Here is a 1,740-nt window from a genome sequence, read left to right as displayed (position 1 = left end):
CCCGGGGTTTTCATCAATGTTGGGCTGAGGGGTGTGTTTAAGAGACGAAAAGGTGCTCTGACAAGGGAAAATAGGGGTGTCTACGCCGTTATTTCCGTGTCTTGAAGGAGCACCTTTTCGATGCACCAGCCTACCAAGGTCTTCCCATCCGTCCCGGTTTCTTTCACCGGCCAGTCGCTGGTCTCCCATGCCGGAGGACGGATCCTGACCTCATTCATCGACGCCCTCGGGTTCCGGGATCTGTGCGAGGACCGGCTCGGGCAGTTCGTCCCCGTGACGGCCTCACACCGGCCCGGGAGGCTGCTCGGGTCGCTGGCGGTGATGCTCGCCGCCGGCGGCGAGCATGCCTCCGACCTGGACATCCTGCGCTCCCAGCCCGGCGTGTTCGGGAAAGTGCCCTCGAACGCGACAGTCTCGCGGTTCTTCGAACGCACCGTGAAGAACCCGGACGTCTTCGATTACGGCTTTTCGACCCTGGCCAAGGAACTGCGGACCCGGGCCTGGGAAGCCGCAGGGGACCGCAGCCCCGCGGTGAAGGCGACGGCCGCGGACCCGCTGCTCATCGACCTCGACGCCACACTGGTGACCTCGCACTCGGAAAAGGAACAAGCCACCGGAAACTACAAGGGCGGTTTTGGATTCGCCCCGTTCACCGCCAGCATTGATTACGGTGCCGGCAGCGGCACCGGGGAGGAACTCGCGGTACTGCTGCGTCACGGCGGGGCAACCGCGAACAACGCCGAGGACCACATCCGCATCTTCGAGGCCGCCATCGCCGTCCTGCCCGACGCCCTCTACGGTGAGGACGAGGAACTGGACGGGGAGAAGATCCTGGTCCGCACCGACAGCGCCGGCGCGTCCCGGAAGTTCCTCTGGTACCTGCATTCGCGCGGCGTGCAGTTCTCCGCCTCGTACCCGGTTCCGGTCGGCAAGGCCCACATGATCGACTGGATCAACGACAAGAAATACTGGCAGCCGGCCCTGGACCAGGACGGGGTCGAACGCGACAACGCCTGGGTCATCAACGCCACCCAGGTGATCCCGCTCCAGGACTACCCGCCCGGGACGAAGATCTTCCTGCGCGCCGAACCGCTGCACCCCGGCGCGACACCGACCCTGCTCGACATCGACGGTCACCGTGTGACAGCGTTTCTGACGAATGCCCCGCGCTGGCACGGACCTTTTCTGGATGCCCGGCACCGGGCCCGCGGCCGGGCCGAGAACCGCATCAAAACCCTAAAGAACACCGGGCTCGGAAAGCTCCCGTTCTTCGATTTCGCCGCCAACCAGGCCTGGGCCAACCTCGCGGTCCTGGCCGCGAACCTGGTCTCCTGGCTCCAGCTCACCGCCCTGCCCGACGGCCACAAGGCACGGGGCTGGGACATCAAACGCTGGCGCTACCGGCTCTTCGCCACCGCCGGGAAGATCATCACCCGCGCCCGCCGGAACCACCTGCTGCTGCCCGCCGCCGCGCCGGAGCAACCCCTCATCGCCGCCCTGCTCGAAGCCATCAGCCGGATCGCCGCGGCCGCGAACCGCCCCGCACCCCTGCTGCGGACCTGACACCACAGCCCCCCGGACAATCACGAGCAGGAAAGAAGAACACCAACGGGATCAGTGGAAACCCGCGCACCGCCCGGCGCCCCCGGGCCTTCAGCCACGCCCGAAATCCGATTCAGCCCGCCGGGACGGCAAAAACCAGGCCCGGCGCCCCGACCGCCATCCGATGAAAAATCCGGG

Annotated in this window: 1 protein-coding gene; it reads left to right on the top strand. The window is 66.5% G+C overall.

Features of this window, described 5'->3' with window-relative positions; genetic code table 11:
• Positions 1-120: 120 nt before the first annotated feature.
• On the top strand, positions 121-1,563 hold the full coding sequence (locus tag BJQ90_RS13465; protein ID WP_226760760.1) for an IS1380 family transposase: 1,443 nt from the start codon (positions 121-123) through the stop codon (positions 1,561-1,563).
• Positions 1,564-1,740 lie beyond the last annotated feature (177 nt).

This window comes from Arthrobacter sp. SO3 (assembly GCF_020532825.1).
Taxonomy (GTDB): Bacteria; Actinomycetota; Actinomycetes; order Actinomycetales; family Micrococcaceae; genus Arthrobacter.
The sequence above is the reverse complement of the archived record's forward strand: the minus strand, read 5'-3'. Positions and strand labels throughout refer to the sequence as shown.

What these genes read in the sequence shown, in the direction of transcription:
- BJQ90_RS13465 (WP_226760760.1), top strand. Translation starts at nt 121, where the DNA reads ATGCACCAGCCTACCAAGGTCTTCCCATCCGTCCCGGTTTCTTTCACC.